This window comes from Halobaculum sp. EA56, from assembly GCF_051195075.1.
In the GTDB taxonomy this organism is placed as follows: domain Archaea; phylum Halobacteriota; class Halobacteria; order Halobacteriales; family Haloferacaceae; genus Halobaculum.
The window spans coordinates 59,264-86,252 of record NZ_JBNTJX010000002.1 but is presented as its reverse complement, the minus strand read 5'-3'; the positions used below and the strand labels follow the sequence as shown (position 1 = coordinate 86,252).

The following is a 26,989-nucleotide window of genomic DNA, read 5'->3' as shown; positions in this document are numbered from 1 at the left end:
CGAACCGCGCCGAGATCCCGTCAGCTCGCGACAGAGCTATTCGTTCAGAAACACGTTCCGTGCCCGGTCCGGATCGGGATCCGCGACGATACGCCGTCCGCGACGACAGGTCGGCGGCGGGTCCGCCGCGACGGCCGCCCGCTCAAACGATGCCCTCGGCGTCGCCGATGGGGGTGACGGAGTAGTCGACCGTCTTGGTGTCGGTGGTCGCGCGGATCTTCCCGACGAACGTCGAGATCTGTTCCAGGTTCCCCTCGAGGATGAACAGCTCCATGCAGTTGTGGTCGCCGACGTGGCTGTGGAAGTTCGAGGCGACGATGTCCTCGTGCTCGTGGCGCAGCCGCATCATGCGCTCCTCGACGTTGGTGCCCTCGTAGTCGAACACGACGGTGACGATTCCCATGAGCTCGCGGTCCTCCAGCTTCCGGTCGTCGAACTCCCCGAGCAGGTCGCGGGCGGCCTCCCGGAGGAACTCGCTTCGTCCGGTGTAGCCGTGCTCCTCGGTGAACTCGTCGATGCGGTCGACGAGGCTGTCGGGCATGGAGACGCTGACGACTCCCATGTATTAACTCAGTGGGCAGGAATTACTAAGCCTTCCGTATCGTGCGGACGATCCGGCCGTCGCGACCGCCGGCCGCGTCGCCCTCGCGCGGTTCCGGGTCGTCCGAATCTCACGCGTGAAGTCTCCGGGTGAACGCTTATGAGCGCAAGCGCGGAGTTCCGGACATGACCAGGCGAGTACTCATCGTGGACGACTCGGGGTTCCAGCGGACGCTCATCCGCGGTATCCTCGAGGACGACTTCGAGGTCGTGGGCGAGGCCGAGAACGGCTCCGAGGCGGTCGACCTGTTCGAGGAGACGCGGCCGGACCTCGTCACCATGGACATCATGATGCCCGAGGTGAACGGCATCGAGGCGACCAGCGACATCAAGGAGCGCGACCCGGGGACGCGGATCGTGATGTGTACCAGCGTCGAACAGCGCGACCAGATGAAACGGGCGGTGAAGGCCGGCGCCGACGGCTACGTCACCAAGCCGGTCGAGGAGGACACCCTCCGGTCGGAAGTCGAGAGCGCGCTGACCGCGTGAGCGACCCGGGGTCCAAAATCGCTACGTCGGTCGCGTCGCTCGCCGTCGGTACGTCCCGAAGGAGTGGGTTGGGGCGGATTCGAACCGCGGTCGTTCCGCTCGCGTTCGCTCGCTTCACTCTCTGCTTCGAATCCGCCGGACACCGTCCGGCGGCACAGCTCCTCGACTCGCTCGCGCCGCTCGCGAGTCGTCGTCGCATTGTGCCGCCTCAGAACTGGGTTGGGGCGGATTCGAACCGCCGACCTGCTCCGTGTGAAGGAGCCGTCATAACCGGACTAGACCACCAACCCGCACCTCGTCGTAACCCGGTGGCGGGCTTAAGACTTACCGTCCGGGACGGCCCGTCGCGACGGCCGCCCCGACCCGAGGATTAATCCCGTCCGACCTCCCACCCCCGGGCGTGACGAAGATCGAAGTCGACCTGCCCGACAGAATCGACAGCGAGATCTCCCGCCTCGCCGAGCAGGGCGAGTTCCTCAACCGGAACGAGGCCATCGAGGACTTCCTCACCCGCGGCCTCCAGGCGTACGACGTCGAGGAGAACGCGAACGAGGGGGAGGCCGACGGGGACCTCTTCACCGACGCCATCGACGAACAGCAGGACCCCGCCGCGCTCGACGAGGACTCGACCGACGAGCCGACGTTCTGAGTCGGCGGGTCGCGGTCGGCGCGCGACCGCCGGCCGGTCCCCGCGGCCGCGCTCTACTCCTCCGAGCGGCTCTCCCGGTAGTCGCGCAGCCGGTCGCGGGCGTCCTGCACGGCCGCCTTCGCCTCGCCCTCGGCGGTCGTCGACAGCTCCTTCAGGTCCGCCTCCAGCCGTTCCAGCCGCGAGGGCTCCGGCTCCGTCTCCTTGCCGACGAGCACGCGAACGCGCTCCTCCAGCGGCTCCAGTTCCTCCTTGACGCCCTCCTTGGCGTGGTCGGCGGCTCGCCCCAGGTAGTACCGCGCGTCCTCGAAGTGCTTGGACATACCTGTCCTTTGACGAACGACGAATAAATCGTTTGTGGGCGGCGCGACGCCGGCGCCGGCGTCGCGCCCCTCGGGACGGCCCTCCCCGTTACTCGTAGTCCGGGGCGTCCTCGGGGACGCCGTCGCGGGCGTTCACGACGCGCGCGAAGGTGAACAGCGCGTCCGAGAGCCGGTTGAGGTACGCCACGGCCTCCGCGTTGACCGGCTCGTCGTCCGCGAGGTCGACGGCGCGGCGCTCGGCTCGACGGACGACCGTCCGGGCGTGGTGGAGCTTCGCGCCCGCCTCGCTCCCCGAGGGGAGCACGAAGTTCCTGAGCGGCTCCAGCTCCTCGTCCAGTTCGTCGATCCACGCCTCGAGCTGCTCGGTGTGGCGCTCGCGGACGACCGGGTCGCCCTCGTCGGGGTCGGGATTGGCGAAGTCCGCCTGCAGGACGTGGAGGTGGTCCTGCACGTCGCGCAGCATCTCGTCCACGTCGTCGTACCCCGTCGGGCGGATCGTGCCGATCAGCGCGTTCGCCTCGTCGACGGTGCCGTACGCCTCGATCCGGGGGGAGGTCTTCGACACCCGCGACATGTCGCGGAGGTCGGTCTTGCCCTCGTCGCCGCGGCCGGTGTAGATCGTCATCCGCGGCTCAGGCGGCGAGCGTCCGCTCGACGTACTCGAGGATGTTCGCCGACTCGTTCATCGTGACGCCGCGCTCCTCGTCGACGAGGACGGGAACGGCCCGCTGGCCGCTGACGCGGGCGACCTCGTCGCGCTCGGAGTGGAGCCCCTCCGTCCAGATCGTCTCGTACTCGACGCCCGCCTCCTCGAGGGCGTCGTGCACCTTCTCGCACCACGGACAGCCGTCCAGCGCGTACAGCGTTACGGACATGGATCGACGGTCGGCGGCGAGGCGGAAGTAGCTTGCCACGGCGTCGTCCCGACGCGGGAGCGGTCGAGGCCCTCCCCCGACCGGGGGGCGGTTCCCGCCGCCCCGCCGCCCCGCCGGCCGGTTCCCGAACGGTGAAGTGGCCGACAAGACACGCGCGGGGTATGCAGGACGGAATCGACCTGGAGTCGTTCTACGACCTCCGGCTGCTCGCGGAGGTGGCGGTGTCGCCCGACGGCGAGCGCGTCGCCTTCACCGCACAGGAGTCCGACCCCGCCGCCGACGAGACGCGGACGGGCCTGTACGTCGCCCCGACCGACGGGAGCCGCGACCCCCACCGGCTCACTCGCGCCTCCTCGGCGTCGTCGCCGACGTGGGGGCCCGACGGCGAGACGCTCGCCTTCCTCGCCGCCCGCGAGGACGACCTCGACCGCAGGCGCGGCCGCGTCGACGACGGGGGCGAAGACGAGGACGAGGAGACGGAGGACCCCGACGAGGTCGGGGACGGCGACGACGGCGGAAACGGTGACGACAGCGAGCCCGTGTCGCAGGTGTGGGCGTTCGACCTCGTCCGCGGCGGCGACGCCCGCCAGCTGACCGCCTTCGAGCGCGGCGTCAGGGAGTTCGACCTCGGGCCGGACGGCGAGCGGCTCGTCGTCTCCGCGCGCGACCCGACCGACGAGGAGGAGGAGTACCTCGACCGGCGGGAGGACGGGGGCCCCATCGAGGTGACGCGCCTCCAGCACAAGCGTGACGGCGCCGGGTGGCTCGACGACGTGACCACGTACCTGTTCGTCGGCGACCTCGACGCCGACGAGGCGGACGCCGAGTCGTTCGACCGGCTGGACGACGCCGCCGGCGCGGGCTCGGCCGAGCCGCTCGCCGGCCTCCAGCCCGCCTGGGGGCCGACCGGCCGCATCGCGTTCACCACCTGCGTCGACGACGACCCCGACGACTCCGGCGCCTACGACGTGTGCACCGTCGCGCCCGACGGCGCGGACCGCCGCGTGATCACCGACGGGTCGCTGCGGTGTAGCTCCCCGACGTGGTCGCCCGACGGCGACCTGCTCGCGTTCGGCGGCGGCAACTACGAGAACTGGTACGAGCCGACGGAGGTGTACGTCGCGCCCGACGAGGCCGACGCCGCGTTCGAGTCCGTCTCCGGATCCCTGGACCGGACGCTCCCGCTGGGCGGCGGGCCGCTCGCGTGGCTCGACGGGGGGACGGTCGTCACGCCGGTCGCCGACGAGGCGTGGACCAGGCTCGCGGTGTGCCCCGTCGACGGCGACGCCCGGCGCGCCTTCGGCCGACAGGGGCGCGACCGGAGCATCGCGGCGTTCGACCTCGCGGGCGACACCGTCGCGCTCGGGCTGACGGGCGCGGACAGCCCGCCGGAAGTGTTCGCGGTCCCCGGCGCGGAACTCCGGAGCGAGGACGCCGGCGGCCCGACGAAACGCGTCAGCGACCTGAACGGCGACTGGGTCGACGAGCGCGCCGGCGACCTCCCGGACTGCGAGGTCGTCGCCTACGAGAACGACGACGGCGACGAGGTTGAGGCGGTCGTCTACTACCCGGCGGACTACGACGCCGACGCGGACGACCCCGCCCCGGTGATCTGCTCCATCCACGGCGGGCCGATGAGCTACGACGCCCCGGCGTTCCGCTTCGACGTGAGCTACTGGACGAGCCGGGGGTACGTCGTCGCCAAGCCGAACTACCGCGGGTCGACCTCCTACGGCCGCGAGTTCTCCGAGCGCCTGAAGGGCAGCAGGGGCGAACTGGAGACCGACGACGTGGTCTCGGCGATGGACCACCTCGTCGAGGCGGGTGTGGCCGACCCAGACCGGCTGTTCTGCACGGGCTTCAGCTACGGCGGCATCACGACCGCGCACGTCGTCACCCGCACCGACCGGTTCGCCGCCGCCGCGCCAGAACACGGCATCTACGACTTCTACTCCAACTTCGGGACCGACGACAACCACAACTGGCACGAGTGGGAGTTCGGGATGCCCTGGGAGAACGAGGGGACGTACCGCGACATCTCCTCGATCACCCGCGTCGGGGAGATCGACACCCCCCTCCTGATCACCGCCGGCGAGGAGGACTGGCGGTGTCCACCGACGCAGGCCGAGCAGCTGTACGTCAGCGTGCGCAAGCGGGGGGTGGACGCGAAGCTCGTGATCTACCCGAACGAGCACCACAACATCGGGAAGCCGAAGCGGGCGACGCATCGCATCGAGGAGTTGACTGAGTGGTTCGAGACGCACGACCCGGGCGTGGCCGACTGAGCGGAGCGAACGAGGTCACGGTAGGACGGCGGAGCGGTCCTGTGCCGCTCCGCCCACGAACAGGGCATGGCCGAGTGAGCGGAGCGAACGAGGTCACGGTAGGACGGCGGCGAGGTCTCCGGGCCGAGCCGCCCACGAACAGGGCGTGGCCGACTGAGCGAAGCGAGGGAGGTCACGGAAACCGGCGGAGCGGTCCGCGTACCGCCCCGCACACAGAGGGCGACGCCGACGCGAAGAACGGGGTGAGCACCGAGTCGACGGTGAACGGCGGCTAGCCCCGCGTCAGCGCTCGCGCCGGGCCAGTCCGTCCGCCAGCAGGTCGGCCAGTTCGTCGTACGGGAGCGCGTCGGCCATGCGGTCGTACGTCCCCGTCTCCAGCAGTTCCTCGCCGATCGCCTCCAGGGTCGCGAGCGTCGCGCGCATCGGCCCCGAGCCGACGCTGACCCGGGCGACGCCCAGCTCCCCGAGGGCCGGGACCGACGGCGCGCCGGGGCCGCCGAGCACGTTGAGCGGGGCGTCGATCCGGTCCGCCAGGGCCGCGATCGTCTCCGCGTCCGTGACGCCCGGGACGAACGCGCAGTCGCCGCCGGCGTCGAGGTAGCGGTTCGCCCGTTCGACCGCGCGCTCCAGCCGGTCGTCCGGGTCGCTGACGCCGGCCCAGAACACGTCCGTCCGGGCGTTGACGACGATCGGGACGCCGGCGTCGTCGGCCGCCGCGCGGGCGGCCTCGATCCGCGCGGCGTGGTCGGCGGGGTCGCGCAGGGGACGGTCGGGATCGCCGGTTCCGTCCTCCAGGTTGACGCCGACGGCGCCGGCGTCGACGACGCGCGCGACCGTCTCGCCGACGCCCCCGGGCGCGTCGCCGTACCCGGCCTCGATGTCGGCGCTCACCGGGAGCGCGACGCGCTCGGCCATCCGCTCGACCGCCGCGAGCGTCTCTGTCCGGGGGATCCGTTCGCCGTCGGGGTACCCCACCGAGGCGGCGACGCCCGCGCTGGAGGTGCCGATCGCCGCGACCCCCAGCCGCTCGTACACGAGCGCGCTCGCGACGTCCCAGGCGTTCGCCAGCACGAGCGGCCCGTCGGCGTCCTCGTGCAGCGCCCGAAACGTCCGCGCGCGGTCGCGCTGTGTGTCGTGGTCCATGGTGGCGCTCCGGCGCCCGCGACGCGGGGCGGAACTGACTGCGCGGTCGTCGGCGAGCGCGATAAATCCCACCTCCGGCGCCGCCGGAACCGTTCGGGACGGACAGCGACCCCGGGGGCCGTCGGCTCGCCGGCCGGTCGCCGAGGCCGGACCCGACACACGGTCGCGAACCCTCCGGGGCTCACGCCCGAAACTGGACGATCCGTGTGTGTCATCCACTAGTCATGGTAATACGTCCCGCTGATCGTCCGTTCGGCGTCGCTTCTCAAGACTTCTGATGACATTAAGGACGGTACAGGAGAGGACTTTTTACCGACGATCGTGCCCGAATCAACCGTACATCGAATACGTTCGGGCGCTATCGAGCTCGATTCCCGACTATCCGGGCACTCGACTATGACAAACAAAAAAGAACGGTGGAAGGACGAGTTGTACGGCGACGCGGTGCGCGAGAAGATCGAGGAGTTCGCGGCCGAGGGGTGGGAGTCGATCCCCGAGGACGAGCGCGAGGAGTGGTTCTCGCGGTTCAAGTTCTGGGGGGTGTTCCACCACCGCGGCGGCCAGGAGAGCTACTTCATGATGCGGCTGACCAACTGCGGCGGGGTGCTGGAGCCGGGACAGCTCCGCGCCGTCGGCGAGGTCGCCCGCGAGTACGCCTCCGGGCCCGTCGAGAACCCCGAGTTCGGCGACGCGTGGATCGACTTCACCACCCGGCAGTCGATCCAGCTCCACTGGCTGAAGCTGGAGGACATCCCGGAGATATGGGAGAAACTGGAGGCGGTGGGCGTCTCCTCCCGGTCCGCCGGCGGCGACACCATGCGCAACATCTCCGGCTGTCCGGTCGCCGGGAAGGACGCCCGCGAGTACGTCGAGACGCGGCCGCTGCTCGACCGCATCCAGTCGGACCTGCGCGGCGACGACGCGCTCGCGAACATGCCCCGGAAGTTCAACATCTCCGTGACCGGCTGCCGGGAGGGCTGTGCGCAGGACTCGATCAACGACGTGGCGTTGGAGCCGGCGCGGAAGTTGGTCGGGGGGGAGGAGGTGCGCGGCTTCAACGTCCGCGCGGGCGGCGGCCTCGGCGGGCGCGAGCCGCGCCGTGCGCGCTCGCTCGACCTCTTCGTCCGTCCCGAGCACGCCTACGAGGTCGTCCGGGCGTTCGTCGAGTTCTACCACGAGGAGGGCGACCGCGACAACCGCAACAGGAACCGCGGCCGGTTCTTCGTCGACGACCTCGGCACCGACGCGATCCGCGAGGCGCTGGTCGAGCGCGTCGAGTTCGAGCCGGCCCACGCGGGGACGAACCTCCGCGACGAGTACACCTACAACGCCGGGCGGAGTTCGACCCGCGGGAAGCACGACCACGTCGGCGTCCACGACCAGGTCGACGGCCGCAACTACGTGGGGCTCAGCGTCCCGGTCGGCCGGATGGGCGCCGAGGAGGCGATCGAGCTGGCGGACCTGGCAGACGAGTACGGCTCCGGCGAGGTCCGGCTCACCCGGCGGCAGAACCCCCTGATACTGGACGTGCCCGACGACGAACTCGGGGACCTGCTGGCGGAGCCGCTGCTGGAGACGCACACGCCCGAGCCGACGCTGTTCGACCGCGGCGCCGTCGCGTGCACCGGCACGGAGTTCTGCTCGCTCGCGCTGACGGAGACGAAGGCGCGGATGGCGACGATGCTCCGGTGGCTCCGGCGCAACGTCGACACGCCCGGCGACGTGACGCAACTGAAGATCCACTTCTCGGGCTGCACCGCCGACTGCGGGCAGGCGATGACCGCCGACATCGGCCTCCAGGGGATGCGCGCCCGCAAGGACGGCGAGATGGTCGAGGCGATGGACGTGGGCGTCGGCGGCGGCATCGGGGCCGAGCCGGCGTTCATCGAGTGGGTCCGCCAGCGCGTGCCCGCCGACGAGGTGCCCGGGCTGATCCGCAACCTCGTGGAGGCGTTCGCCGCGCTCCGCTCGGAGGGGCAGACGTTCCGCGAGTGGGTGGAGGCGACGGGCCACGAGACGCTGGTCGAGCTCGCCGAGCCCGAAGAGACCGACTACGAGGACCCCTGCCTCACGGACGCGAAGCAGTCGTGGTACCCCTTCGCCGACGGCGAGAGCCCGGCCCCGACGGACGCCGCGGGCGAGCCCCTCCCGAGCGATGACTGAGGAGGGAGCCGCGGCGGCGACGGAGCCGCCGACGGGGGGCCGAGGGGGGACGGACCCGCGGTCGCCGACGAACGCCCCGGCGGACGCGGCGCCGGAACTGCTCGGCGACGCGGTCGAGTTCGTCGCCGCCCCCGACGACGCCACGGAGGCGGAGCCGTGACGGATCCGGTCCCCACCACCTGCATGCGCTGTGCGGTCGGCTGCGGCCACCTCCAGATCGGCGTCGACGCCGGCTACGGGATCGGCTCCGTCCGCGGCGACGTCTCCCACCCGACGAACCGGGGGTTGGCGTGCCAGCGCGGGGTCAGCGAGACGGCCGACCCCGACGGCGAGTGGCTCACCCGGCCGCTGGTCCGCGAGGACGGCCGGCTCCACCCGACGACCTGGGACGTGGCGCTCGACCGCGCCGTCGAGGGGCTGACGGCCGCGGCCGCCGCCGACCCGGACGGCGTCGCCGTGCTCGGGAGCGGCCAGCAGACGAACGAGGCCGCCTACGCCCTCGGGAAGCTCGCCCGCGGCGGCCTCGGGACGCGGTACTACGACGCGAACACGACGCTGTGCATGGCCAGCGCCGTGACCGCCTACTACGACGCCTTCGGCAGCGACGCGCCTCCCTGCACCTACGACGACATCGAGGACGCCGACACGCACGTCGTCTGGGGCGCGAACCCGGCGGTCGCGCACCCGGTCATGTTCCGGTGGATCGAGGAGAGCGCCCGCGACGACGACGGGCGCCTGATCGTCGTCGACCCCGTGGAGACGAAGACCGCGGGCGTCGCGGACGACCACGTCGCACCGGAGCCGGGAACCGACCTCGCGCTCGCGCGGGCCGTCCTCGCGCGCGTCGTCGAGCGCGGCGAGGTCGACGGCGAGTTCGTCGAGGCGGCGACCGAGGGCTTCGACGACCTCGTCGCGTCGCTCCCGCCGGTCGAGTCGGCCGCCGCGACCGCCGGCGTCGACGAGGAGACGGTCGACGCGCTCGCGGCCGCGCTGACTGACCGGACCCTGATCTACTGGGGCATGGGCGTGAACCAGAGCGTCCAGGGCACCGACACGGCCGCGGCGCTCGTCGACCTGTGTCTGGCGACGGGGAACATGGGCCCCGGGTCCGGGCCGTTCTCGCTGACGGGGCAGGCGAACTCGATGGGCACCCGGATCTGCTCCTCGAAGGGCTCGTGGCCGGGCCAGCGCCCGTTCGACGACCCCGCCGAGCGCCGGCTGATCGCCGAGGCGTGGGACGTGCCGGTCGACCGACTCCCCGACGACGCCGGCCCCGGCCCGGTCGGGACGCTCGATGCGGTCGCGGACGGTCCCGTCGAGGCGGTGTACGCCGTCGCGACGAACCCCGTGGCGGGGATGCCGGACGCGGGCCGCGTCCGCGACCTGCTCTCGGACGCCTTCCTCGTGGTGCAGGACGCCTTCCGCACGGAGACGGCCGAGCTCGCGGACGTGGTGTTGCCGGCGGCGACGTGGGGCGAGTCCGACGGCACGACGACGAACATGGAGCGGCGGGTCTCGCGCGTCCGCCCCGTCACGGACCTCCCGCCGGACGTGCGCACGGACCTCGACGCGGTCACGACGATCGGCGAGCGGATCGCCCCGGGGCTGTTCCCCGCGACCGAGCCGGAGGCCGTCTTCGAGGAGTTCGCGGCGCTGACGGCGGGCACCCCGGCGGACTGCTCCGGCATCTCGTACGACCGGCTCGACGAGGTCGGCGCGGTGCGGTGGCCCGCCCCCGACGCCGTCTCGGAGGGAGGGTACCGCTACCTCACCGATCCGGGCGAATGGGAGTTCGAGACGCCCTCCGGGCGGGCACGGTTCTCGACGGCGACCCACGGCGGCCTCGCCGAACCGACGGACGACGAGTACCCGCTGACGTTGACGACCGCGCGGGAGGCCGGCGGGTACAATACGGGCGTGCGCTCGCGCGGGGAAGTGACCGAGCCCGGGCCGCTCGCGCGCGTCCACCCCGAGACGCTCGCCGAGCACGGGGTCGACGCGGACGCGGACGCGGACACGACCGCGACGCTCTCCTCCCGGCGCGGGCGGGTTCCGGTCCGCCCGGAGCCGGACCCGGCGGTTCCGACGGGGCTCGTCTGGCTGCCGGTCCACCACCCCCGGACGAACGAGCTCACCCTCCCGGAGACGGACCCGAAGTCGGACGAGCCGAACCTCAAGCAGTGCGCGGTCCGCCTGGAGCCGGCGACGGCCGAGCGGGGGCCCGATACGGGCGCACCCGTCGCCGGCCCGGGCGGCCCCGACGACGACTGACATCCCCTGGCGAGGGGGCCGCAGTCACCAGCCGAGCCCCAACGCTCGGTTGGCCCCGAGCAGCCCCAGACAGCACGCCAGCAGCGCGAGCACCACCCCGTAGGCGGCGGGCCACCCCGCCGCGCTCGCGACCGCGCCCGTGACCACCGATCCGGAGGCCGCCAGGAACATGTAGACGGTCCGCAGCAGGCCGAAGCCGTACCCCCGCTCGGCGTCGCCTAGGCGGTCCATGAACCGCGCCTGGATCGGGCCGGGCCAGGAGACGCCCGCCCCGAGCACGGCCACGCCGGCGACCGTTCCGGCGGGACCGGGAACGAACACGAGCGCGGCGATGCCCGCGCCCGCGAGCGTGACGCTGAGCGCGACGGCGGCGTCCCGCGAGAGCGCGTCCGACACCCGGCCGTTGACCGGCTGTGCGACCGCGGAGATGCCGAACACCGCGCCGAACGCGGCCGCGGCCGTCGAGGGGGCCAGCCCGCGGTGGGCGACGAGGAACGCCGCGAGGAACGACGAGACCGCCTGGAAGGTGAAGCCGCACAGCACGGCGAGCGCCGTCGTGTACGCCAGCGGCGGCCGCGAGAGGATCCCCGCGATCCGGCCCGGGTCGACCAGCGCCGCGAGGTCGCGCTCGGGGTTCGCCGGCGGCAGCGCCGGGACGAACGCGACCGTCGCGAGGACGACCGGAACGGCGACGGCCGCGCCGGCGCCGACGGCGACCTCCCAGCCGAACCGCTCGGCGAGGGCGCCGCCGGCCGCGGGGAACGCCGCGCCGGCGACCGCGCCGGCGCCCGTGAGGACGCTCAGGGCGCCCCCGCGCTCGTCGTAGAGCCGCGAGAGCAGCGCGGTCGCCGGCGAGAAGAACAGCCCCGCGCCCGCGCCGAGCACCACCGTCGCGGCGCCGAACGCGAGCACCGACGGCGACAGCGCGACCAGCGCGGTGCCGACGGCGGCGCCGACGACGCCCGCGAGCACGAGCGGCCGTTCGCCGACGCGGTCGGCGAGGACGCCGCTGGGGAACTGCAGGAGGGCGTAGGTCGCCCACATCCCCGTGAGCGCCAGCCCCACCGTCGCCTCGGTCGTGTCGAACTCCACGAGGACGAACGGCACCACGGCGCCCAGCAGGATCCGCGCGCCGAGCTGGCTGAAGTTGCCGCCGCCGATCGCCGCGAGCGCGAGGCGCCGGCGGCCGGCGGTCCGGGCGGCGGCCGTCGCGCCCGATCCGGTCGCTGCGCTCGCGGCGTCCGCCGGGCCCCTCGCGTCCGCGTCGCCGGCGCCGTCCGGACTGTCCGCGGCGTCCGAGCCATCCGCGCCGCTCATTCGGTCGCGTGGCGCTCGGCCGCGGCCCGGACGTCCTCGGGCAGCGGGACCGGGCCGTCATCGCCCATCGCGACCTGCACCGTCTCGGCCTCGGCGACGAGGTCGCCGTCGACGCGGAGCTCGTACGCGACGGTGAGGCTGGTGGTGCCCACGTCGGCCACGTCGAGGCTGGCGGCGACCTCGCCGGTGCCCTCGATCGGCGCGCGGAAGTCGACGTCGAGGGACGCGAGCGCGGCGTCGGCGTCCGCGAGGTCGACGCCGACCTCCTCGCGGAAGAAGGCGGTGCGGACCTCCTCCAGGTACGTGGCGTAGACGGCGTTGTTCACGTGGCCCATCGGGTCGAGGTCGCGGTAGCGGACGGGAACCGTCGTCTCGAAGGTCATACGCGGTGATCGGGGTCGGGGGGCTTCGGGGTATCGCTCTCCCGACGGCCGTCCGGGACCGGAGTCTTGAAAGTCTCGGCACCCACACCCTCGGACATGAGCCTGGAGAAGGAGTTCTACTGCCCGCGCTGTGGCGAGGACCGGGACTTCTGGCGCGTCGCCGCGATGACGCTCCACCTCGGCGAGAAGACGAAGTGGCGCTGCAACGACTGCGACTACGGCCTCACGCGGATCAACGGCGACCGCGACGCCGCCATCACGGCGTAGGACGGCGGAATCGGCTCCCCGTCCCCGACGACGTCCCGCCCGCGGGCCGCCGTCCGCGACCGACCCCGCGACCCGCCCGCCCGGCGGTCACCCCGGCAGCAGGTCCCCGAGAGCCGCCCCCACCGCCATCGGGAGCGCGGCGACGAGCGTGCTCCCGAACGCGACCGCCGGGTCGGCCCAGTCGACGCGCCCCCACGCGGTCAGGCCGACGACGGCCGTGAGCGCGGCGACGCCGAGAACGCCGACCAGCCGTCTGGGGACGACGCCGAGGATCGGCCGGTGGACGCGCACGTCCTGGAAGTCCGCGACGTAGATGATCCCGACGACCAGCAGGACCGTCACCACAGCCGTCCCGGTCAGGTAGACGGGGTTGCCGGCCAGGTACGCGCCCACCTCCGTCGTGCCACCCTCGACGAGCATCGGGATGCCGAACAGGACGCTCCCGAGCAGCGCCTCCGCGATGTCGCCGCGGTCGAACCCGCGGACGACCTTCCCGAACACCGAGGGGCGCGACGTCGACAGGTCGCGGGCGGTCCGCATCGCCGCGCGGACCTTCCGGCGCTCGTCCGTGTCGTCGACGACCTCCTCCAGCGTCTCCAGATGCTCGATCAGGTCCTCGACGGTCGCCTCGGGGTCCTCCCCGTCGGGGGGGTCGACCGTCCGGCCGTCGGCGCCGCCGTCGGGGGCGGTTCCCCCGTCGCCCGCGCGACCGTCCGCCGCGTCGCTGTCGCTCATCGGTCGGGTCTGGCCCCGGGGGGACGTAGTTCCGGCGGTGCCGGCGGAGCGCGGGACGGAAAAAGAACGGCGTCGGCTGGGCGCGTGGCGACGCGCCGTCAGTCGTCGTCGCTCGTGGACTCGACCTCCTCCTCGCTCCGGTCGGCCGTCGAGATGGGGTCCGCTTGGTCCTCCGAGAAGCCCGCGGAGCGCTCGATGCGCTCCTCGGCCTCGGGGTCGAACCGCGTCTCGATGTCCTGATAGCGGTCGACGAACGAGAGCGCGTGGTGGCTCTCGGTCTCGTGGCCGATGTAGCGCTCCTCCAGGTCCCACTGGGCCTCGGCGCCGTTCTCGGCGATGTTCTGCATGTCCTCGTAGACCGCGTGCGCGCCCGAGTGGAGCGCGTACAGCGTGATGAACTGGTACGTGTAGCCCAGGTCGCCCAGTTCCTCGAACGTGAGCGGGTCCTCCTCGGCGCCCCACTCGAACGAGGAGGAGTAGTTGAACGCGAGGTCCAGGTCGGGGTGCGTCTCGTGGATCGTCTCGGCGTACTCGACGGCGTCCTCGCGGCTGGGGTCGGGCATCTCCGGCCAGACGAGGTCGACGCCGGCGTCGGCGTAGATGCGACCGCGCTCCAGGTGCTCCTCCCAGTCGCCGTTGGCCGAGCCGTAGGCGTCGGTGCGCGCGATGACGACGGTGTCCTCGCTCTGTCGGGCGTCGACGGCCGCCTCGAAGCGCGAGCGTGCCTGCTCGCGGGAGATTATCTGCTTGCCCGCGATGTGGCCGCAGCGCTTCGGCGTGGTCTGGTCCTCGATGTGGACGGCGGCGACGCCGGCCTTCTCGTACTCGCGGACGGCTCGGCGGACGTTGTGGGTGCCGCCGTAGCCGGTGTCGCAGTCGGCGATCACCGGCAGGTTCGTCGCCTCGACGATGCGCTTTGCGTTCTCGACCATCTCGGTCATCGTCACCATCTCCAGGTCCGGGAAGCCGAACTGGCCGAGGACGGTCGAGTAGCCGGACATGTAGGCGGCGTCGAGGCCGGCCATCTCCGCAAGCCGGGCGTCGAGCGCGTGGTACAGCCCGGGGGCGAAGACGTAGTCCTGCTCGTCCAGCATCCGGCGCAGTTCGGCGCCCTGCGGGTTGTCGATGTCCTTCGTGAAGACGTCCTGGTCGAGTTCTGAGGGGTGCATTATTCGGAGTCCTCCATGAGCGCGATCTCGAAGGGGTCGCGGCGACGGCGGCGCTCGGCGCGGTCGTGACGGGTGTCGGCGGCGTCGGTCGTCGTGTCGGTGCGGCCCGTTCGCGTCCCCAGATCCGGGACCAGCGGCGCGTCCGTCTCCCCGGACGGCCGGCCGCCGGGAGCGGGGCGGGTGGCGCGACGGCTCATCGGTCGTCGGCCTCCGTCGAGAACAGGCTCAGTTCGCGGTCGTCGATCTCGTCGAGGTCGGTCTCGGGGTTCGGGTTGAACGTCATGGTGTGGGTCGTTCGGGTGGGGTGGGCGGCGTCGGCGGGTCGCTGTCGGTCGTCGGATGCTGTGCGCGTGCGGCGTGTTTCCGGTCGTGTACACCCATGCTGTGTCGCCTCACCTCCGTCGAGCCGCGAGGACACAATAAATGTAACGAACTATAATGATAATATTCTATAATCGGTTTCCACTCCTGAAGGCCCCTTAATTGTCACCGGTTGCCACACCGGCGCGGCGACCGCCGTCGGTCGGCGGCCGACCGCGGGACGCGCGAGCCGCCGCGGGCGTCGAGGCGACCGAAACGCCGTAGTCCCTCCCCCGAGAGGGGGGCGACGTGACCCGACGCATCCTGGTCCCCCTCGACCGGTCGGACCACTCCACGAAGGCGCTCGACCACGCGCTGGCGGTCCACCCCGACGCGACGCTCGTGCTCGTCAACGTCGTCGACCCGACGCGGTGGATCTCCGCCGGCGACGACGAGGGCATGGAGCCGTACTACTCCGAGCGGCTGGAGGAGTCGGCCAAGGAGGCCAGCGACGAACTGCTGGAGGAGGCGGCCGAGCGCGCCCGCGAGGCGGGCGTTGAGGCGGAGACCGTTCGGCTCGTCGGCCGGCCCGCGCCGACGATCCTCGAGTACATCGAGGACCACGAGGCCGAGGTGGATCAGGTCGTGATGGGCAGCCACGGCCGGACCGGGCTGAGCCGGATGCTGCTCGGGAGCGTCGCCGAGAAGGTGACCCGACGCTCGCCGGTCCCCGTGACGGTCGTCCGCTGATACTGTCGGACGTAACTTCGTGAAGATATTCGCCACCCCGAGGTGGCGAAATTCTTGAAATGCTTACGTCCGACAGTATGAGGCGACCCGGCGACCGTCCCGACCGGGGCGGGGCGCGACCGCCGACACCGATTAGCCGCTCGCGCCCCTGCCGTGGGTGTGACCGCCCACCCCGGCTTCCACTCGCTCCACGAGGAGACCGCCGAGACGCTCCCGGTCGATGGGTCGCTCCCCGACTGGCTCGCGGGCAGCCTGATCCGCAACGGGCCGGGCGCGTTCTCGTTCCCCGACGGCAGCGCCGTCGACCACTGGTTCGACGGGCTGGCGATGCTGTACCGGTTCACCTTCGACCCCGGGAACCGCGGCGGGGGGCGCGCCGGCGGCGACGCCGTCGACGGCGACGCCGTCCACTACCGCAACCGCTTCCTCCGCACCGACGCCTACGAGGCCGCCCGCGCGGGGGAGTTCGACGGCGGCTTCGCAACCGGCGAGACTACCCTCCGCTCGCGGCTGGCCACGTTCCTCCGCGACCCCTACGACAACGCGAACATCGTCGTCGAGCGCGTCGGCGACGACTACCTCGCGCTCACGGAGTCGCCCCGGCGGGTCCGGTTCGACCCGGACACCCTCGACGCCCTCGGCGACGACGAGTACGAGGGGGACGCCCCGACCGGGCAACTCGCGTGCGCGCACCTCAAGCGCGACCCCGCGACGGGCACGCTCGTCAACGTCGAGACGGCGTTCGGGCGCACGAGCCGCTACCACGTCCACGCGCTGACGCCGGACGGCGAGCGCCGCCACGTCGGCAGCGTCCCGACGGAGAAGCCGGCGTACCTCCACAGCTTCGCGCTCACGCCGCGGTACGTCGTGATCGCGGAGTTCCCCCTCCGGCTCGACCCCCTCCGGCTGTTCACGCCGGGGCGACAGCGCCCCTTCATCGAGCAGTTCGAGTGGGAGCCCGAGCGCGGGACGCGCGTGATCGTGTTGGAGCGCACGACCGGCGAGGTGGTCGCCGACCCGACGACCGACGCCGTCTTCGGCTTCCACCACGTCAACGCCTTCGAGCGCGACGGCGGCCGGGAAGTCGTCTTCGACCTGGAGACGGTGCCGGACGCGACGACGGTCGACTCGCTGTACCTCGACCGGCTCCGCGCGGGGAGCTTCGGCGCCCTCGGCGCGGGGGTGGACCGCTTCGTCGTCGACCTCGGGAGCGCGGCCGGGTCGGGGCGCTACCGCGTCGGCGACGCGAGCGTGACCCGGGAGACGCTGTACGACGGCGGCACGGCGCTGCCGACGGTGTCACCCGCGCGGTGGTGTCGGCGCCACCGCTACGTCTACGCGATGAGCACCGACCGCCCTGTGAACGAGTGGGCGCGGGGGATCTTGAAGCTCGACACCGAGACCGGCGAGGCGACCGAGTTCGACGACGGCGGCTACTTCGGCGAGCCGATCTTCGTCCCGAACCCCGACGGCGACGTCGAGGACGACGGCGTCGTCCTCGCGGTGACGCTGGAGGAGGGCGTCGGCGTCGACGGCGACCCGGCGACCGGTCGCTCGTCGCTCGTCGTGCTCGACGGCGAGACGTTCACGGAGCGGGCCAGGGCGCGCCTCCCGCACGCGGTGCCGTTCGACTTCCACGGGCGGTACTTCCCGGAGCTGAAGGCGAGCGCGTCGAGGTAGGGCGTCCGCGGGCCGACCGAACCCTCGTGGTACCACGACCCTCGGAAGGGTTATCCCCCGACGCCCGTTACGTTTGTTTGCAATGGCAAACGGAACGGTTGACTTCTTCAACGACACTGGCGGCTACGGTTTCATTTCGACCGAGGACGAGGACGACGACGTGTTCTTCCACATGGAGGACGTTGGCGGTCCGGATCTGACGGAGGGTGAGGAGATCGAATTCGACATCGAACAGGCCCCGAAGGGCCCGCGCGCGACGAACGTCGTCCGCAACTAAGCCGACTTCGCGTCGCCGCGGCGGCGACGCAGACCGGTTACTTCGATTTTGACGCGTCCACACCGCACGCCCGGGAGCGTCGCCGCCGACCGTCGTATCGAACGCTCGCCACGTCGAGCGGTGCGTCCGAACCTGCGGTCCCGTGAGCGCGACGGCGAAGTCGTTACTCCTCCTCTCCCCCCGCTCGCGGGTCGTGTCACTCCCCGCTCGCGTTCCCCGAGGCGCCGCGCGCCTCGCCCAGCGCCTGCCACGACAGCCGCGGGTTCCGCGCCGCGGAGGTCTGGTCCACCCGGCGCGACGCCGTCTTCGTCGGCGCCTCGCGGAGCGCCTCGTCGGAGTCGGCCATCGCCTCGTTGAACGCGCGCGCCAGGTCCTCCAGCGACCGCCTGTTCTCCACCTCGGTCGGCTCCGTCAGCATCGCCTCCGGCACCATCTCGGGCCACTTCGTCGTCGGCGGGTGGACGCCGTAGTCGAGCATCCCCTTCGCCACGTCCGCGGCGTCGCGGTCGCCGGCGGTGGCGGCGAACTCGTGGTGGAACGGGCCGTACGGCACCTCCATGTCGAGCAGCGAGGCGAGGTAGTTCGCGTTCAGCGTCGCCTTCGCGCTGGCGTCGAGCAGCCCCTCGTCGCCGAGGCGCCGGATGTACGCGTACGCCCGGACGAGCACGAGCCAGTTGCCCGAGAAGCCGTGGACCTTTCCGATGGAGCGCTCGGGGGCGAACAGCTCGTACTCGGGGTCGCCGTCGGCGCCGTCGGCGCTCCCGTCGGACGCCTCGTCCGTGTCGTCCGGGTCGGCGAGCGCGCCGCCGTCGGCGGCGGTCGCCGCGTCGCCGGCGGCGGCTCCGGACGCGCCGACCCGCCGCACCCGCGGCCGCGGCAGGAACTCGGCGAGCTCCTCGACCACGCCCACCGGCCCCGCGCCGGGGCCGCCGCCGCCGTGCGGCGTGGCGAACGTCTTGTGGACGTTGTAGTGCATGATGTCGAAGCCCATGTCGCCGGGGCGGGCGCGCCCGAGCAGGGCGTTGAGGTTCGCCCCGTCGTAGTACAGCAGGCCGCCGGCGTCGTGGACGACCTCGGCGATCTCGACGATGTCGCGCTCGAACAGCCCCACCGTGTTGGGGTTGGTGAGCATCAGCGCGGCGGTGTCCTCCGAGACGGCCGCCTCCAGCGCCTCCACGTCGACGCGGCCGTCCTCGCCGGAGGGGAGTTCGACCACGTCGTAGCCGGCCATCGCCGCGGTGGCGAAGTTGGTGCCGTGGGCGGACGCCGGGACGATCACCTCCGAGCGGTCGTTGCCGTTGTGCTCGTGGTACGCCTTCGCGATCGCGATGCCGGTGAACTCGCCGGCGGCGCCCGCGGGCGGCTGGAGCGTCACCGCGTCCATGCCGCCGATCTCCGCGAGGTACTCCTGGAGGCCGTGGAGGAGTTCGAGGTTCCCCTGCACCGTCCCGGGGTCGCGGTCCGGGTGGACCGCCGCGTTCGGGTCGGCGGCCACGTCGTCCGCGAACGAGGGGTTGTACTTCATCGTACACGAGCCCAGCGGGTACGGCCCCGCCTCGACGCTCCAGTTCATCTGGGAGAGCCGCGTGTAGTGGCGCGCCAGCTCCGGCTCGGACAGCCCCGGAAGCTCCAGCGAGTCCCGGGTCAGGTCGTCGGGGAGCGCCGAGCCCGCACCCGGGTCCACCTCGGTCGAGTCCTTCTCGGAGAGCAGGGGCTCGTTGCGCTCGTCGTCGCCGTAGCGGGCCTGATCATAATTCATGCCGTCACCTCCGCGAACGCGGCGACGAGGTCGTCGGCCGCCCCCGCGTTCACCTCTGTCACGCACACCTGTAGCGTCTCGTCGTCGAGGACGTGGACCGCGAAGCCGCGCTCGCGCAGGCCGGCGGCGACGCCGGGCGCGTCGTCGACGCCGACGGCGAACTCGCGGAAGTGGTGGCGGTCGTGCAGCGGCGCCGTCACGCCGTCGAGCGCGTCCAGGTCGTCCGCGAGCGCCGCCGCCTCGCGGACGCACGTCTCCGCGAGGTCCGACAGCCCGTCGGGCCCCAGGTACGCCGCATGCATCGCCGCCCGGAGGGCGACCCACGCCTGGTTCGTGCAGATGTTCGAGGTGGCCCGTTCCTTGCGGATGTGCTGTTCGCGCGTCTGGAGCGTGAGCGTGAACGCGCGGCGGTCGTCGGCGTCCTCGCTCGCGCCGACGAGGCGACCGGGCACCTGCCGGAGGAAGTCGTCGCGGCAGGCGAACAGCCCCAGGCCCATCCCGTAGCTCGTGGGGAGGCCGAGCGCGCCCGCCTCGCCGACGACGACGTCGGCGCCGACCGACGCCGGCTCCTCCAGCAGCGACAGCGCGACGGGGTCCGAGCCGACGCAGTAGAGCGCGTCGTGCTCGTCGGCCAGGTCGCCGACGGCCGACAGCGCGGGCTCGACGGCGCCCGTCACGGTCGGCGTCTCCGCGTACACGAAGACGGTGTCCGCGTCGACGCGCCCCGCGAGCGCGTCGAGGTCGGCGGTGCCGTCGGCGTACGGGTACGTCTCCACCGTCAGGTCGGAGCCGTCGACGTAGTTGTCGAGCGTGGCGCGCTTGCCGTCGCGGAGGTCCTCGGGGACGAGCACGGTCGACCCGGAGGCGCTCCGGACGCGGTCGGCGAGCAGGGCCGCCTCCGCCAGCGCGGTCGCGGCGTCGTACATCGAGCAGTTGGCGACCGGCAGGCCCGTCAGCTCGACGAGGATCGACTGGTACTCGAACAGCGCCTGGAGGAAGCCCTGCGTGATCTCCGGCTGGTACTGCGTGTAGCTGGTGAGGAACTCCGAGCGCGAGGAGAGGTCGTCGACGACCGCGGGCACGTAGTGGGAGTAGTGGCCCCGCCCGAGGAACTCCGTGAGGTCGTCGTTGCGCGCGAACGTCTCCCGGAGGTCGCGTACGACCTCCCGCTCGCCGCGCTGCGGGATGCCGAACTCCCCGTCGAAGGCGACCTCGTCGGGGATGTCGAACAGGTCGGCCTCCGAGTCGACGCCGAGCTCCTCCAGCATCGCCGCCGTCTCCTCGGCGGTGTGGGGAGCGAACGGCGACCCGGTCGCGTCCGCGCTCCGTCCGCTCATCGGGAGTCCACCCCGTCACGTCCGTGCGGGTCCGCCGGCGTTCCGCGTCCACGTCTGTCCATACACGTGCCTACGACGCGCCCACCAAGAGTCGTTCGTTCCCGGGCGGTGCGGCCGGCTGTGGCGCGGACGCGCCGTCGTCGCCGCGGGCCGGACCCGGAACGCGGACGCCCCGACCCCGCCGCGGAGCGGGCCCGGCCGACGACGCGTGAGGTCCCCCCGTACGTCACTCCGCGGTGCCCGTCGGCGTCTCCGTGAACGCGGACTCCTCCACCGAGAGGTCGGCCCAGTAGACGGCCCCGTCGTAGCGCACGACGTACTCGCCGCTCGCGCGCCACGCCGCCCGGTCGGGCTCCCACTCGAAGCGCACGGGGTCGCGGGCGCGGAAGCGGTCCACGAGCGACCGGAACGACTCCGAGGGCTCCTCGTCGGCCGCGACGTGGTACCCGGAGTAGTCGTCCCCGTCGGGTGCCGGCGTCTCCGGATCGACGGCCGCGTCGAGGATCTCCCGCTCCTCGCGCGGGAGCACCGCCAGCGAGAAGCCGAACCGCTCCCGGACGTCCGCGCCGAAGGCTGCCACGGAGTCGATCCGCTCGGCGGTCAGCTCGTACGTGTACACCGTGTAGGTGGAGCCGCCGTCGACCTCGATCCGCGCCGGGCCGTCGGGCCACACGATCACGGGATACTTCGGCTCGGGCACGAGCACGGACTCCTCGACGGCCGCCGGCCGGTACGAGAGGCTCGTCCCGATCCCGAACGGGCGCTCGTCCACGAACCCCAACTCCCGGAACTGTGCCCTGTCCACCGCCGGGAGGTCCGCGAACCGGATCCGGTCGGCCGGGCCGGGCGTCTCCTCGCCCTTGTCGACGCGGATCGGGTTGACCGTCACCGGGAACGAGCGCACCTCCCGCGAGTCGACGCGCTCTGCGGCGAAGCGGTACACGCCCTCGCCGGCCACGACGACCGGGCGGTCGGTCGGGAGCGGGACGTCGGTGCCCTCCGTCGTCGCCGCCCCCTCCTCGACGACGCGGACCGCCAGGTCGCCGGCGGGATCCGGCTCTGCCTCGGCCCCGTCGCCGGCGTCCGCGCCGAACGTGTGGAGGGCTTCGCGGGCGAGGCCGGCGTCCGTCTCGGCGGTCATGCGGAGGGAGGCGGTCGGGGAGGCCGCACAGCCGGTACAGCCGCCGGCGGCGGCGGCCGCGAGGGTCGCCGTCGTCGCGAGGAACGAGCGGCGGTCGAGGGACATGCCGCCGACTACACGACAGCGGCCCAAGAAGTCCGCGGAGACTAAAAGGGCCGTTTCAGACATCGCGACGGCGGAGGCTCGGTCGAGGGGGGCCGGACGGTCGACGCGATGCGGGTCGACGTGGCGCCGGACGGTTCTCGGGCGCCCGCGCGGGCGACGGCGCGAGGCACGTCCCGGCGTCGCCGGGGCCCCGTCCCTACTCGATCTGTTCGCGGTACTCCTCGGCCGCGAGGAGGTCGTCGAGGTCCCCCTCCTCGAAGTCGAGTTCGAGCATCCACCCCTCGCCGAAGGGGTCCTCGTTGACGAGTTCGGGCGCGTCGAACAGCGCCTCGTTGACGGCGGTCACCTCGCCGGAGACGGGGGCGTACAGGTCCGAGACGGCCTTGATCGACTCGATGACGCCGAACTCCGCGCCCGCGTCGAGAGCGTCGCCCACGCCCGGCAGTTCCACGAACACGACGTCGCCGAGTTCGTCCTGCGCGAAGTCGGAGATGCCGACGCGGCCGGTCTCCGGGTCGATCCACTCGTGTGACTCGCGGTAGTGCAGGTCGTCGGGTACCTCGAAGCTCATCGTATACCCGTGTTGCCGGGGGCAGGGTACTTGGGTGTATCCGAACCCGACCGGGTCGCCGGGGGAAACGGCCGCCCCCGTGTCGACGGCGCTACTCGAACGGGACGCGCGCGACCTTCGCGCGCTTGCGCTGGCCGCGCACCACGACGGTCACCTCGGTCCCGGGGTCGGTGAGGTCGGTCGGGAGGTAGCCCAGCGCGATCGGCTTGTCGAGCGAGGGGCTCATCGTTCCCGACGTGACGGTGCCGACGACGTGGCCGTCCTCGTCGGTCACGTCGTAGCCGTGGCGCGGCACCCCGCGGTCGAGCAGTTCGATGCCGACGAACGTCTCCTCGACGCCGGCCTCGCGCTGCTCGGCGAGCGCGTCGCGCCCGACGAAGTCGGTGTCGAGGTCGACGACGAAGCCGATGTCCGCCTCGTAGGGCGTCCGCGGCTCGTCCTCGGGGTGGAAGTCCTGCCCCGACAGGAGGAAGCCCTGCTCGATGCGGAGCGTGTCGCGCGCGCCGAGGCCGCACGGCGTCGTCCCGGCCGCGAACAGGTCCCAGACCTCCCCGGCCGACTCCCACGGACACAGCACCTCGAAGCCGTCCTCGCCGGTGTAGCCGGTGCGGGCGACCCAGCACTCCGCGCCCGCCAGCGGCGCGAACGTCGCCGAGAACTTCGAGAGGTCGAGCACGTCCGGGCCGCCCTCGTCGACCGCGTCGGCGACGAGGCCCGGCGCCTCGGGGCCCTGCACCGCGAACATCGCCCAGTCCTCGGTGACGTTTCGGACCTCGCAGTCGAGGTCCCACCGGTCCCTGTGGTCGACCCACCGCTCGTGCATCTCGGCGTCGTGGCCGGCGTTCGGGATGAACAGGTACGCGGGGACCGTGCTGCCGCCGCGCTCCTCGTCGGGGAGGCGGTAGACGACGGTGTCGTCGAGCATGACCCCGTCCTCGCGGACGATCGCGGCGTACTGCGCGTCGCCCGGGGAGAGGGCGGTCACGTCGTTGGTCGTGAGCCGCTGCATGAGCGTCGTCGCGTCGGGGCCCGCGACCTCGATCTCGCCCATGTGAGAGACGTCGAAGGTGCCGGCGGCCTCGCGCACCGCCGTGTGCTCGGCGCGGATGGAGTCGAACTCGACGGGCATGTCCCACCCGCCGAACTCGGTGAACTTCGCGCCGCGCTCGGCGTGGGCCTCGCGGAGGGGCGGCTTCCGGAGCGTCATACCCGCGAGGTCGGCCGGGGACGAGTAATGGTTTGGTATTTCCGGTCCGCGCGGCGGTCCCCCCGACCGGGGGCGACCGCCGGAGTCCGTCCGAGCGCGAGGGGCCCGGGCGGGTCGAGCACGCCGAACCGTTCGACGCCCGCCGGTGAACGCGGCAAACCCGGCCCGCCGTCAATCCGTTCTGATAATCCGAGGCCATCACCTAAGTCGACCGAGGGATCGTCTCCGGACAGATGGTCGAACTCGTGAGCAGCGGATCGTTCTACTGGTACGTGCTGGCGTACGTCGTCGCGGTGGTCGGCTGCGCGGTCGCGCTCCGCCGCGCGAGGGCGGTGGACGACCGCGAGACGCGTGTGGGGCTCGTGGCGCTGTTGGTCACGAGCGGCGGCTGGGCGGCCGCGCAGCTGGGCTACCTGCTCGCCCCGACCGGGCCGCTCCAGTACGCGCTGTACCTGGCCGGCCTGATCGTGGGGCTCACCACCGTCGGCGGGTGGCTCTACTTCTGCTCGGCGTACACCGGCCGGTCGTTCCACCGGAACCGGACGTACCGCCGGCTCGCCGTCGCCGTCTACGTCGGCATCGTCGCCGTGAAGCTGACCAACCCCTACCACAACCTGTACTTCACCGCCGAACCCATGGCGACGCCGTTCCCCCACCTCGCGATCCAGCAGGGGCTCGTCCACTGGGTGGTCACCGGGCTGTCGTACTCGCTGGTCTCGGTCGGCTTCTTCATGCTGTTCGACCAGTTCCTCGAGGCGGACTTCGACACGCGGCCGCTGGCCGCGCTCGTCGGCGCGACCGCCCTCCCGGTGGCGTTCGACCTCGTCGAGATGGCGAGCGCGCGGATCCCCGACCTGAGCCTGGAGCCCGTCGGCGTCGCCGTGTTCGCGGTCGGCACGCTGTACGTCTTCGAGGACCGGTTCCTCTCGATACAGCTGTCGGACGGCGTCGACGACGCGCTGATCTACCTCGACGGCGACGACCGCGTCCGGGAGGCGAACGGCCTCGCCCGCGAGCGGTTCCCGGAACTGCGGGGCGCGGAGGGACGGAAGCTGGGATCGCTTCTCCCCGACCTCGCCTCGGCCGTCGCCGACGAGGAGGGACTCCTCGAACGCCGCGACGGGGGCGACGCGCGATACTACCTCGTCTCCACCACGGAGTTCGTGCGCGCCGGGGGCTCGGTCGGGAAGCTGGCGATGGTGAGCGACGTGACCGACACCGAGCGGCGCAGGCGGGAGCTGGAGCGGCAGAACGACCAGCTCGAATCGCTCGCGGCCGCGATGCGTCACGAGCTGCTCAACACCCTCCAGATCGTCGCGGGCCGCGTCGACGTCGCGGGCGCCGAGCTGGAGTCCGGGGACGTGCAGTCGGCCCGCGAGTCGCTGCGGACCGCGTCCGGGACCGCCCAGCGAATGCAGCGGCTCGTCGAGGACTTCGCCGACGTGGCCCGGCAGGGCCGGACCGTCGAGGCGACCGAGCCGGTGTCGTTCGGCGCGGCCGTCGAGGAGGCCTGGTCGTCGGTCGACACGGGGGAGGCGGAGCTCGTGCGCGACGCGGAGGGCCGGATCGAGGCCGACCCCGACCGCCTCGCCTCCCTGCTCGCGAGCGCGTTCCGCTTCGGCGTCCACAACGACGCCGACCGGATCGCGGTCCGCCTCCGCGAGGACGGCTTCTCGGTCGCCGGCGACGGGGACGAGTACCCCGACATGGACCCGGAGGCGTTCTTCGAGTACGGCGGGGCGGTGCCCGACGCGGAGGCGGGGATCGCGCTTCCGAACGTCCGGACGCTGGCGCGCGTTCACGGCTGGAGCGCCGAGGTGGACCCCGACTACGAGGGCGGGGTCCGGCTCGTCGTGTCGGACGCGTACACGGAGGTCGACGCCGAGAACCCCGACGGGGCGTCGGGCGAATCGGCGTCCGTCGCCGGGAGATAGCCGGGGAACGGCGACGCCGTCGGCGTTCCCGGACGGTTCTGCGGGAGGGCGACTCACCGAGAGGGAAGACTCGTGCGGGAAGGGGAGACTCGCGCGGGCGGTCCGGCCGCTCAGTAGGCGTCGACGTACGCCGCCACGTCGAGCAGGCGGTTCGAGAAGCCGTACTCGTTGTCGTACCACGTGAGGATCTTGGCGATCCCCTCGTCGTCGTCGCCGACGACGTTCGTGGACTGCAGGTCGACGTACGAGGAGAAGGGGAGCCCGAGGATGTCGCGGCTGACCACCTCGTCGTCCGTGTAGCCGAGCACGCCCGCCAGCGGGCCCGAGTCGGCCGCGTCGCGGAACGCGTCGTTGATCTCCGCGGCGGACGGCGACGCCTCCAGGTCCACGACGAGTTCCGTGAGCGAGCCGTTCGGGACGGGCACGCGCATGGCCATGCCGTCGAGCTTGCCCTTCAGCTGCGGCAGGATCTCGGTGGCGGCCTGTGCCGCGCCCGTCGAGGTGGGGACGATGTTCTCGGCGGCCGCGCGGCCGCGACGGGTCTTCGCCTTCGGCCCGTCGACGAGGTTCTGGCTGCCGGTGTACGCGTGGACCGTCGTGAGCGTCCCCGACTCGATGCCGAACTCCTCGTCGAGCACCTTCGCGACCGGCGTCACGGAGTTGGTCGTACACGAGGCGTTGGAGACGACCGACTCGCCCTCGTACTCGTCCTCGTGGTTGACGCCGTACACCAGCTGCTTCACCGGCTCCTCGCCCTTCGGCGGCGCGGAGATGACGGCCACGTCCGCGCCGGCCTCCACGTGGCGCTCGGCGTCCCCCCTCGTCCGGAAGACGCCGGTACACTCCAGGGCCACGTCCACGTCGAGGTCGTCCCACGGGAGGTCGGCGGGGTCCTGCTCGTCGAGGACCGGGACGGCGGTGTCGCCGACGCTCAGCTCGCGCGCGTCGGCGTCGTAGCTCACGCCGTCGAGGCGGCCCATGACCGAGTCGTAGGAGGCGAGATAGCGCATCTCCTCGCCCTCCATCACGTCGTTGATCCCGGCGAGCTCGATGCGGGGATCCTCCAGCACGGCGCGGAAGACGTTGCGACCGATCCGGCCGAACCCGTTCAGCCCGACACGGACGGGGTCGTCGACGTCGTCGCCCGCCGCGAGGTACGATTTACTCATATCCGAATTACTGATGTCCGGGAACTTATCGCTTGCGGGTGTCGCGGCACGGCCGACGACGTGTCGGTCAGTTCACGAGTCTGCCGTCAGACG

The 26,989-nt window shown here is 72.3% G+C and carries 27 protein-coding genes and 1 tRNA gene; 11 read left to right on the top strand and 17 right to left on the bottom strand.

Translation table 11 applies throughout. The annotated features are described in order from the left end of the window. Positions 1-142: 142 nt before the first annotated feature. A complete protein-coding gene (nikR, locus tag ACQUQ1_RS03580; RefSeq protein WP_435062895.1) occupies positions 143-562 on the bottom strand; it encodes a nickel-responsive transcriptional regulator NikR in 420 nt (139 codons plus the stop codon). Between the two features lie 164 nt (positions 563-726). On the opposite strand from nikR, the gene ACQUQ1_RS03575 reads away from it, so the two are divergent. Continuing rightward, positions 727-1,089 (top strand): response regulator, encoded by a 363-nt coding sequence (locus ACQUQ1_RS03575; RefSeq protein WP_435062894.1) that lies wholly within the window; start codon positions 727-729, stop codon positions 1,087-1,089. Between the two features lie 215 nt (positions 1,090-1,304). On the opposite strand, the gene ACQUQ1_RS03570 is transcribed toward ACQUQ1_RS03575, so the two are convergent. Continuing rightward, positions 1,305-1,379: transfer RNA gene (locus ACQUQ1_RS03570), tRNA-Val, on the bottom strand. Positions 1,380-1,489: 110 nt separating this feature from the next. On the opposite strand from ACQUQ1_RS03570, the gene ACQUQ1_RS03565 reads away from it, so the two are divergent. Continuing rightward, complete coding sequence (locus ACQUQ1_RS03565) at positions 1,490-1,738, top strand: DUF7120 family protein (RefSeq protein ID WP_435062893.1); 249 nt, start codon at positions 1,490-1,492, stop codon at positions 1,736-1,738. A gap of 53 nt (positions 1,739-1,791) precedes the next feature. Here ACQUQ1_RS03565 and ACQUQ1_RS03560 read toward each other — a convergent pair whose 3' ends face one another. The 3 genes from ACQUQ1_RS03560 to ACQUQ1_RS03550 form a co-directional block, all read right to left on the bottom strand. After that, positions 1,792-2,058 (bottom strand): DUF7553 family protein, encoded by a 267-nt coding sequence (locus tag ACQUQ1_RS03560; RefSeq protein WP_435062892.1) that lies wholly within the window; start codon positions 2,056-2,058, stop codon positions 1,792-1,794. An 88-nt stretch (positions 2,059-2,146) separates the two neighbouring features. Further along, on the bottom strand, positions 2,147-2,683 hold the full coding sequence (locus tag ACQUQ1_RS03555) for a cob(I)yrinic acid a,c-diamide adenosyltransferase (protein WP_435062891.1): 537 nt from the start codon (positions 2,681-2,683) through the stop codon (positions 2,147-2,149). Between the two features lie 7 nt (positions 2,684-2,690). After that, positions 2,691-2,933: a glutathione S-transferase N-terminal domain-containing protein gene (locus tag ACQUQ1_RS03550; protein ID WP_435062890.1), complete on the bottom strand. Its 243-nt coding sequence runs from the start codon at positions 2,931-2,933 to the stop codon at positions 2,691-2,693. A 161-nt stretch (positions 2,934-3,094) separates the two neighbouring features. On the opposite strand from ACQUQ1_RS03550, the gene ACQUQ1_RS03545 reads away from it, so the two are divergent. Then, a complete protein-coding gene (locus ACQUQ1_RS03545; protein WP_435062889.1) occupies positions 3,095-5,218 on the top strand; it encodes an LpqB family beta-propeller domain-containing protein in 2,124 nt (707 codons plus the stop codon). Positions 5,219-5,500: 282 nt separating this feature from the next. On the opposite strand, the gene ACQUQ1_RS03540 is transcribed toward ACQUQ1_RS03545, so the two are convergent. Then, complete coding sequence (locus ACQUQ1_RS03540) at positions 5,501-6,361, bottom strand: isocitrate lyase/PEP mutase family protein (protein WP_435062888.1); 861 nt, start codon at positions 6,359-6,361, stop codon at positions 5,501-5,503. Positions 6,362-6,757: 396 nt separating this feature from the next. On the opposite strand from ACQUQ1_RS03540, the gene ACQUQ1_RS03535 reads away from it, so the two are divergent. From ACQUQ1_RS03535 to nasA, 3 genes are read left to right on the top strand one after another with little or no spacing between them, the layout of a single operon-like run. After that, the gene (locus ACQUQ1_RS03535) at positions 6,758-8,524 is read left to right on the top strand and encodes a nitrite/sulfite reductase (protein WP_435062887.1); all 1,767 of its coding nucleotides are present in this window, start codon (positions 6,758-6,760) and stop codon (positions 8,522-8,524) included. Beyond that, a complete protein-coding gene (locus ACQUQ1_RS03530) occupies positions 8,517-8,684 on the top strand; it encodes a hypothetical protein (protein WP_435062886.1) in 168 nt (55 codons plus the stop codon). The genes ACQUQ1_RS03535 and ACQUQ1_RS03530 overlap by 8 nt, the downstream gene beginning before the upstream one ends. After that, positions 8,681-10,795: an assimilatory nitrate reductase NasA gene (gene nasA, locus ACQUQ1_RS03525; protein ID WP_435062885.1), complete on the top strand. Its 2,115-nt coding sequence runs from the start codon at positions 8,681-8,683 to the stop codon at positions 10,793-10,795. Before ACQUQ1_RS03530 ends, nasA begins: the two co-directional genes overlap by 4 nt. Positions 10,796-10,819: 24 nt before the next feature. Here nasA and ACQUQ1_RS03520 read toward each other — a convergent pair whose 3' ends face one another. After that, a complete protein-coding gene (locus tag ACQUQ1_RS03520; RefSeq protein ID WP_435062884.1) occupies positions 10,820-12,112 on the bottom strand; it encodes an MFS transporter in 1,293 nt (430 codons plus the stop codon). Continuing rightward, on the bottom strand, positions 12,109-12,495 hold the full coding sequence (locus ACQUQ1_RS03515; RefSeq protein WP_435062883.1) for an acyl-CoA thioesterase: 387 nt from the start codon (positions 12,493-12,495) through the stop codon (positions 12,109-12,111). Before ACQUQ1_RS03515 ends, ACQUQ1_RS03520 begins: the two co-directional genes overlap by 4 nt. Before the next feature lie 96 nt (positions 12,496-12,591). On the opposite strand from ACQUQ1_RS03515, the gene ACQUQ1_RS03510 reads away from it, so the two are divergent. After that, a complete protein-coding gene (locus tag ACQUQ1_RS03510) occupies positions 12,592-12,762 on the top strand; it encodes a hypothetical protein (protein WP_435062882.1) in 171 nt (56 codons plus the stop codon). Between the two features lie 87 nt (positions 12,763-12,849). Here the strand turns inward: ACQUQ1_RS03510 and ACQUQ1_RS03505 are convergent, their stop codons facing one another. From ACQUQ1_RS03505 to ACQUQ1_RS03495, 3 genes are all read right to left on the bottom strand, one after another. Continuing rightward, a complete protein-coding gene (locus ACQUQ1_RS03505; RefSeq protein WP_435062881.1) occupies positions 12,850-13,497 on the bottom strand; it encodes a DUF2391 family protein in 648 nt (215 codons plus the stop codon). Between the two features lie 98 nt (positions 13,498-13,595). Further along, positions 13,596-14,666, bottom strand: a complete 1,071-nt coding sequence (gene aceA / locus ACQUQ1_RS03500; protein WP_435062880.1) for an isocitrate lyase — start codon at positions 14,664-14,666, stop codon at positions 13,596-13,598. Continuing rightward, positions 14,666-14,863 carry a hypothetical protein gene (locus ACQUQ1_RS03495; RefSeq protein ID WP_435062879.1) on the bottom strand — a complete coding sequence of 66 codons (198 nt, stop codon included), beginning with the start codon at positions 14,861-14,863 and terminating at the stop codon, positions 14,666-14,668. Before ACQUQ1_RS03495 ends, aceA begins: the two co-directional genes overlap by 1 nt. 412 nt (positions 14,864-15,275) lie before the next feature. Here ACQUQ1_RS03495 and ACQUQ1_RS03490 point away from each other — a divergent pair, with 412 nt between their 5' ends. The 3 genes from ACQUQ1_RS03490 to ACQUQ1_RS03480 all read left to right on the top strand — a co-directional run bounded on the left by ACQUQ1_RS03490 (position 15,276) and on the right by ACQUQ1_RS03480 (position 17,673). Continuing rightward, positions 15,276-15,716 (top strand): universal stress protein, encoded by a 441-nt coding sequence (locus tag ACQUQ1_RS03490; protein WP_435062878.1) that lies wholly within the window; start codon positions 15,276-15,278, stop codon positions 15,714-15,716. Positions 15,717-15,875: 159 nt separating this feature from the next. Beyond that, a complete protein-coding gene (locus tag ACQUQ1_RS03485; protein ID WP_435062877.1) occupies positions 15,876-17,396 on the top strand; it encodes a carotenoid oxygenase family protein in 1,521 nt (506 codons plus the stop codon). 82 nt (positions 17,397-17,478) lie between these two features. Then, positions 17,479-17,673, top strand: a complete 195-nt coding sequence (locus ACQUQ1_RS03480; protein ID WP_435062876.1) for a cold-shock protein — start codon at positions 17,479-17,481, stop codon at positions 17,671-17,673. A gap of 196 nt (positions 17,674-17,869) precedes the next feature. On the opposite strand, the gene gcvPB is transcribed toward ACQUQ1_RS03480, so the two are convergent. The 5 genes from gcvPB to gcvT form a co-directional block, all read right to left on the bottom strand. Next, entirely contained in the window at positions 17,870-19,432 is a 1,563-nt protein-coding gene (gene gcvPB, locus ACQUQ1_RS03475; RefSeq protein ID WP_435062875.1) for an aminomethyl-transferring glycine dehydrogenase subunit GcvPB, read from the bottom strand. Then, positions 19,429-20,769, bottom strand: a complete 1,341-nt coding sequence (gene gcvPA / locus ACQUQ1_RS03470; RefSeq protein ID WP_435062874.1) for an aminomethyl-transferring glycine dehydrogenase subunit GcvPA — start codon at positions 20,767-20,769, stop codon at positions 19,429-19,431. The genes gcvPB and gcvPA overlap by 4 nt, the downstream gene beginning before the upstream one ends. Before the next feature lie 226 nt (positions 20,770-20,995). Continuing rightward, positions 20,996-22,015, bottom strand: a complete 1,020-nt coding sequence (locus tag ACQUQ1_RS03465) for a hypothetical protein (RefSeq protein ID WP_435062873.1) — start codon at positions 22,013-22,015, stop codon at positions 20,996-20,998. Positions 22,016-22,211: 196 nt separating this feature from the next. Continuing rightward, positions 22,212-22,586: a glycine cleavage system protein GcvH gene (gene gcvH / locus ACQUQ1_RS03460; protein ID WP_435062872.1), complete on the bottom strand. Its 375-nt coding sequence runs from the start codon at positions 22,584-22,586 to the stop codon at positions 22,212-22,214. Positions 22,587-22,677: 91 nt separating this feature from the next. Then, positions 22,678-23,793, bottom strand: coding sequence for a glycine cleavage system aminomethyltransferase GcvT (gene gcvT / locus ACQUQ1_RS03455; RefSeq protein WP_435062871.1), 1,116 nt, complete (start codon positions 23,791-23,793; stop codon positions 22,678-22,680). Between the two features lie 233 nt (positions 23,794-24,026). On the opposite strand from gcvT, the gene ACQUQ1_RS03450 reads away from it, so the two are divergent. Next, on the top strand, positions 24,027-25,727 hold the full coding sequence (locus ACQUQ1_RS03450) for a sensor histidine kinase (RefSeq protein WP_435062870.1): 1,701 nt from the start codon (positions 24,027-24,029) through the stop codon (positions 25,725-25,727). 110 nt (positions 25,728-25,837) lie between these two features. Here the strand turns inward: ACQUQ1_RS03450 and gap are convergent, their stop codons facing one another. Further along, positions 25,838-26,896, bottom strand: a complete 1,059-nt coding sequence (gap, locus tag ACQUQ1_RS03445) for a type I glyceraldehyde-3-phosphate dehydrogenase (protein ID WP_435062869.1) — start codon at positions 26,894-26,896, stop codon at positions 25,838-25,840. Positions 26,897-26,989 lie beyond the last annotated feature (93 nt).

Excerpts from the sequence above, each read along its gene's own strand:
- nikR (WP_435062895.1), bottom strand. The coding sequence starts at position 562 with ATGGGAGTCGTCAGCGTCTCCATGCCCGACAGCCTCGTCGACCGCATC.
- ACQUQ1_RS03575 (WP_435062894.1), top strand. The coding sequence starts at position 727 with ATGACCAGGCGAGTACTCATCGTGGACGACTCGGGGTTCCAGCGGACG.
- ACQUQ1_RS03560 (WP_435062892.1), bottom strand. The coding sequence starts at position 2,058 with ATGTCCAAGCACTTCGAGGACGCGCGGTACTACCTGGGGCGAGCCGCC.
- ACQUQ1_RS03555 (WP_435062891.1), bottom strand. The coding sequence starts at position 2,683 with ATGACGATCTACACCGGCCGCGGCGACGAGGGCAAGACCGACCTCCGC.
- ACQUQ1_RS03550 (WP_435062890.1), bottom strand. The coding sequence starts at position 2,933 with ATGTCCGTAACGCTGTACGCGCTGGACGGCTGTCCGTGGTGCGAGAAG.
- ACQUQ1_RS03545 (WP_435062889.1), top strand. The coding sequence starts at position 3,095 with ATGCAGGACGGAATCGACCTGGAGTCGTTCTACGACCTCCGGCTGCTC.
- ACQUQ1_RS03540 (WP_435062888.1), bottom strand. The coding sequence starts at position 6,361 with ATGGACCACGACACACAGCGCGACCGCGCGCGGACGTTTCGGGCGCTG.
- ACQUQ1_RS03535 (WP_435062887.1), top strand. The coding sequence starts at position 6,758 with ATGACAAACAAAAAAGAACGGTGGAAGGACGAGTTGTACGGCGACGCG.
- ACQUQ1_RS03530 (WP_435062886.1), top strand. The coding sequence starts at position 8,517 with ATGACTGAGGAGGGAGCCGCGGCGGCGACGGAGCCGCCGACGGGGGGC.
- ACQUQ1_RS03520 (WP_435062884.1), bottom strand. The coding sequence starts at position 12,112 with ATGAGCGGCGCGGATGGCTCGGACGCCGCGGACAGTCCGGACGGCGCC.
- ACQUQ1_RS03515 (WP_435062883.1), bottom strand. The coding sequence starts at position 12,495 with ATGACCTTCGAGACGACGGTTCCCGTCCGCTACCGCGACCTCGACCCG.
- ACQUQ1_RS03510 (WP_435062882.1), top strand. The coding sequence starts at position 12,592 with ATGAGCCTGGAGAAGGAGTTCTACTGCCCGCGCTGTGGCGAGGACCGG.
- ACQUQ1_RS03505 (WP_435062881.1), bottom strand. The coding sequence starts at position 13,497 with ATGAGCGACAGCGACGCGGCGGACGGTCGCGCGGGCGACGGGGGAACC.
- aceA (WP_435062880.1), bottom strand. The coding sequence starts at position 14,666 with ATGCACCCCTCAGAACTCGACCAGGACGTCTTCACGAAGGACATCGAC.
- ACQUQ1_RS03495 (WP_435062879.1), bottom strand. The coding sequence starts at position 14,863 with ATGAGCCGTCGCGCCACCCGCCCCGCTCCCGGCGGCCGGCCGTCCGGG.
- ACQUQ1_RS03480 (WP_435062876.1), top strand. The coding sequence starts at position 17,479 with ATGGCAAACGGAACGGTTGACTTCTTCAACGACACTGGCGGCTACGGT.
- gcvPB (WP_435062875.1), bottom strand. The coding sequence starts at position 19,432 with ATGAATTATGATCAGGCCCGCTACGGCGACGACGAGCGCAACGAGCCC.
- gcvPA (WP_435062874.1), bottom strand. The coding sequence starts at position 20,769 with ATGAGCGGACGGAGCGCGGACGCGACCGGGTCGCCGTTCGCTCCCCAC.
- ACQUQ1_RS03465 (WP_435062873.1), bottom strand. The coding sequence starts at position 22,015 with ATGTCCCTCGACCGCCGCTCGTTCCTCGCGACGACGGCGACCCTCGCG.
- gcvH (WP_435062872.1), bottom strand. The coding sequence starts at position 22,586 with ATGAGCTTCGAGGTACCCGACGACCTGCACTACCGCGAGTCACACGAG.
- gcvT (WP_435062871.1), bottom strand. The coding sequence starts at position 23,793 with ATGACGCTCCGGAAGCCGCCCCTCCGCGAGGCCCACGCCGAGCGCGGC.
- ACQUQ1_RS03450 (WP_435062870.1), top strand. The coding sequence starts at position 24,027 with ATGGTCGAACTCGTGAGCAGCGGATCGTTCTACTGGTACGTGCTGGCG.
- gap (WP_435062869.1), bottom strand. The coding sequence starts at position 26,896 with ATGAGTAAATCGTACCTCGCGGCGGGCGACGACGTCGACGACCCCGTC.